The organism is Halomonas sp. (assembly GCF_031581305.1).
Classification (GTDB): Bacteria; Pseudomonadota; Gammaproteobacteria; order Pseudomonadales; family Halomonadaceae; genus Halomonas.
Map to the genome: position 1 here is coordinate 1 of NZ_JAVLBC010000245.1, position 4088 is coordinate 4088.

Annotated in this window: 4 protein-coding genes and 1 pseudogene; all 5 read left to right on the forward strand. The window is 67.2% G+C overall.

What is annotated here, in order from left to right:
• Window positions 1-599 (forward strand): FAD-binding protein (locus tag RI841_RS15010; RefSeq protein WP_310706441.1); only part of this gene is annotated, 599 nt, incomplete at its 5' end.
• Between the two features lie 196 nt (window positions 600-795).
• Window positions 796-1407, forward strand: a complete 612-nt coding sequence (locus tag RI841_RS15015) for a superoxide dismutase (RefSeq protein ID WP_310706442.1) — start codon at window positions 796-798, stop codon at window positions 1405-1407.
• A gap of 239 nt (window positions 1408-1646) precedes the next feature.
• A complete protein-coding gene (locus tag RI841_RS15020; RefSeq protein ID WP_405000952.1) occupies window positions 1647-2441 on the forward strand; it encodes a DUF3450 domain-containing protein in 795 nt (264 codons plus the stop codon).
• Window positions 2438-3826, forward strand: a complete 1389-nt coding sequence (locus tag RI841_RS15025) for a MotA/TolQ/ExbB proton channel family protein (RefSeq protein ID WP_310706444.1) — start codon at window positions 2438-2440, stop codon at window positions 3824-3826. Before RI841_RS15020 ends, RI841_RS15025 begins: the two co-directional genes overlap by 4 nt.
• Window positions 3810-4088, forward strand: a pseudogene (locus RI841_RS15030) (MotA/TolQ/ExbB proton channel family protein); the annotation flags it as partial. The gene RI841_RS15025 and the pseudogene RI841_RS15030, both read left to right, overlap by 17 nt.

The following is a 4088-nucleotide window of genomic DNA, read 5'->3' on the forward strand; positions in this document are numbered from 1 at the left end:
AGATCTCCGAGATCATCGCGGTGGAGAGCGCCGACACCTTCAAGCGCCCGATTTACGCCGGCAACGCCATCGCCACCGTGCAGAGCGAGGATGCGCTCATGGTGATCACCGTGCGCGCCACCGCCTTCGATGCCGTGGGCGATAGCGGCAGCGCCACCATCGAGGCGGTCGACTTCGTCGCCGACAACACCCAGTCCACCTTCGTCAAGGAGGAGCTGGCCCAGTCCGACCGCCCCGAGCTGGGCGCGGCCAAGGTGGTAATCTCCGGCGGCCGCGGCATGGGCAACGGCGACAACTTCAAGCTGCTCGACGGCATCGCCGACAAGCTGGGCGCGGCCATTGGCGCGTCCCGCGCCGCGGTGGACGCCGGCTTCGTGCCCAACGACATGCAGGTGGGCCAGACCGGCAAGATCGTTGCCCCGGACCTCTATATTGCCGTGGGCATCTCGGGGGCCATCCAGCATCTGGCCGGCATGAAGGACTCCAAGGTGATCGTGGCGATCAACAAGGACGAGGAGGCGCCGATCTTCCAGGTCGCCGATTACGGGTTAGTGGCGGATCTCTTCGAGGCGTTGCCGGAGCTGGAAAGCAAGTTGTAACCAGCATGGCTTCCAGGTCGCGTTATGCGGTTATGGGCCGGTCTCCAGGGGCTGGCCCGCTGCTGCCCGGGGTATTGATTAACATCTCCTATACAAGGGATAACAGGAATCATTAGCAACAAATGCGGTTCCCTGCCATCCTTATGGATGAAACCGGACCACGGGTCCTCTCTGACATCAACATGGAGGCGTGATCATGGCGCATACCCTTCCCGATCTTCCTTATGCCTACGATGCTCTGGAACCGCATATCGATGCGTTGACCATGGAAATCCACCATTCCCGTCACCACCAGACTTATATCAACAACCTCAACGCCGCCCTAGAGGGGACAGGCCTCGAGGACGTGCCTGTCGAGGAGCTGATTGCCAACCTCGATCGTGTCCCTGATGGAAAGCGCCAGGCGGTCATCAACAACGGTGGCGGTCACGCTAACCACTCGATGTTCTGGCAGATGATGTCACCTGGGGGGGGAGGAGAGCCTCAGGGTGAGGTGGCCCGCGCCATCGATTCGGAACTGGGTGGTTTCGAGGCATTCAAGGAGGCCTTCACCAAGGCGGCCCTGGGCCGCTTCGGCAGTGGCTGGGCCTGGCTCAGCGTGACACCGCAGGGCCAGCTGGTGGTGGAGAATAGCCTCAACCAGAATTCCCCCATCATGGACGGCAATACCCCCGTTCTGGGGCTGGACGTCTGGGAGCATGCTTACTATCTGAAGTACCAGAACAAGCGTCCGGACTATGTGGCAGCCTTCTTCAACGTGATCAACTGGGAGGACGTCGAGCGTCGCTACCGCAGCGCCACGGCTTGAGGCCCGGTCTTCCCACCAGATGAGCCGCACCCCAAGGGTGCGGTTTTTTTCGCCTCGGGTATGCTCATCCCCGAGGTTGTCCCAGGTCAGGGCTTGGGCGAACGGGTTGAGTTTCCGCGCCGCCTGGTGCCCTCGGATGACATCATACGAGAAGCGCAGGGGATTATGCCTTGCATTGATAATCGTTCGTATTTGTGGCATGGTGAGCGCCCAGCCCGGGATCACGACGGAGAGCCATGGTGAGGACCTTTCGCTTACAATTGCCGCTCGGCATTGCCCTCGGGCTGTTAACCCTCGGTCTGCTCCGGGCACAGGAGACTGGCGTCGAGGAGGTCAGCCAGGCCCAGCGTGCCCAGGCCGAGCTGCAGGCCCGTATCGACGAAGCCGACGACGAGAGCCGCGAGCTGCTTCGCGAGTTGCGGCGGGTGGAGGTTGAAACCCGGCGCCTGGAAGCGCGCAGCGATGCCCTGGCACCACGCCTTGAGCGCCGCGGTGAGCGCCTGGACCGCCGCGAGGCGGCCCTGGACACCCTGGTCGAGACCCGCGAGGTGCTGCCGGAGCTGGAGCAGGCCCTGGTGGCGCGCCTGCAGGCCTGGATAGAGCGTGACCTGCCGTTCCTGCAGGAAGAGCGCCTGGCTCGCGCCGAGGGTCTCGAGGCCGGCCTGGCCGACCCCGACGCCACGGCCGCAGAGCGTCTGGATCGACTCCTCGCCGCCTGGCGAACCGAACTTGACTATGGCCGCGAACTGGATGCCTGGCGCGGCATCCTGAACGAGGGCAGAGGCGAGGGTGATGCCCGCCGTGAGGTGGACTTCTTGCGGCTGGGGCGAGTGGGGCTCTACTACCTGACGCCCGACGGACGCCAGGGTGGCGTCTGGCGCGTCGAGGCCGGCCGCTGGGAGGCACTGGACGAGGCCGGGCGCGTCGAGCTGCGCCACGGCCTGCGCATTGTCCGCGACCAGCGGGCGCCGGAGCTGCTGACCCTGCCGATCTCCCGGCCGCTCGAGCGCACTGACGCGGAGGCGAGCTCATGAGCCATTCCTGGAGGCGTGCCGCACGCCGTGCCCTGGCAGGGCTGGTGATGGGCGTGCTGATGATCATCGGAGTGCCTGCCCAGTCCCAGGATGAGCCCCTGACCACCTTGCGCGCCGAGCGCGAGACGGGCGTGGCCCGCGATGCCGCGCGGCTGGCCGAGCTCGTCGCAGATCGTGACGCCCTCGAAACGGCCCTGAAAGCGGCCCGCGAGGCCCACGACGAGGCCGAGGCGCGCTTTACGGCCCTGTCGGAAGTGCAACAGGCCCAGCAGGCGCGCCGCGACGCGCTCGACGAACGCCAGGCCGAGCAGGGCGAGGATCTCTCGGCGGTGTTGGACACCCTGGCGCGACACAGCGTCGAGTTGCGCGATGAGCTGACAGAGAGCTGGATCACGATGGGTGGCGCCGAGTTGCCGCCACGCCTGGACGACGCCGAGGTGCTCCGGCCCGGTCACCTTGAGACCTTGGGTGATAGGCTGATGGCGCTGACTGCCGAGACCGGCCGGGTCGTCGCCTTCGAGGCGCCGGTAGCGGGCAGTGACGGCGAGGTTGCCACCCGCGAGGTGGTTCGCCTGGGCGACCTGGTTGTCTTCAGCGAGGGGCAACTGCTGGAGCGCGGCGCGGAGAAGGGCGTGTTCGCCACGGCACCCCGCACTCCGGAGGAAGTGAGTGCGCGGCTCGCCGACTTCCAGGTGGGAGAGGGCGAACGCCTGGCGCTGGATCCCACTCAGGGGCAGGTCATCGCTGCCCTGGCCCAGCGCCCCAGCCTTACGGAGCGCTTTCACCAGGGGGGCGCCGTGGGCTATGTGGTAGTGGGCCTGGGCGGCGTCGGCCTGCTGGTGGCCCTGCTACAGTACGCCTTCTTGCTCAGGGTGAGCGTGGCCATGCGTCGCCAGTTGCATGATCTGGCCCAGCCGCGCGAGGACAATCCCCTCGGCCGGGTACTGCTGCGCTTCCGGGCGCTGGCCGACGATCCGGTACCCGAGGCCCTGGAGGCGCGCCTCGACGAGGCAGTGCTCGCCGAGCTTCCACGGCTCGAGAGGGGCCAGCCTCTGGTTAAGCTGCTCGCCGCCGTGGCCCCACTGCTGGGGCTGCTGGGCACCGTTACCGGCATGATTGTCACCTTTCAGGCGATCACGGTGTTCGGTACCGGCGACCCCCAGCTGATGGCCGGCGGGATCAGCCAGGCCCTGGTGACCACTGTGCTGGGCCTGATCACCGCGGTGCCCCTGCTGTTTGCCCATACCGCTCTGGCGGGCCGCAGCCGCCACCTGACCGGGGTGATGGAGGGCCAGGCCAGCGCCGCCCTGGCCGAGCAGCTCGAGCAGCGCCAGGTCACCCCGAAAGCCGCCGGGAGCGAGCGCCGTGCTGCCGCTCTGGCTTGAGCCCCTGGCACGGCTGGTCGATGCCGGCGGGGTCATCCTGGTGGGCATCGCCGGGGTGGCGGCGCTGCTCTTCAGCCTGGCTCTGGAGCGGGTGCTGTTCTTTCGTATCACCTACCGCCGTGCCCGCCGGGCCTTGATCGCGCGCTGGATGGCGCGCCCCGACCACCACAGCTGGAGCGCCCTGACCCTGCGCGAGGCCTGGACCCGTGAACTGATCGCCCGGCTGCAGCGCCCGCTGCCCTGGCTGAAGCTGCTGGTGGGG

Coding starts and splice junctions, on each gene's coding strand:
- RI841_RS15015 (WP_310706442.1), top strand. CDS start 796: ATGGCGCATACCCTTCCCGATCTTCCTTATGCCTACGATGCTCTGGAA.
- RI841_RS15025 (WP_310706444.1), top strand. CDS start 2,438: ATGAGCCATTCCTGGAGGCGTGCCGCACGCCGTGCCCTGGCAGGGCTG.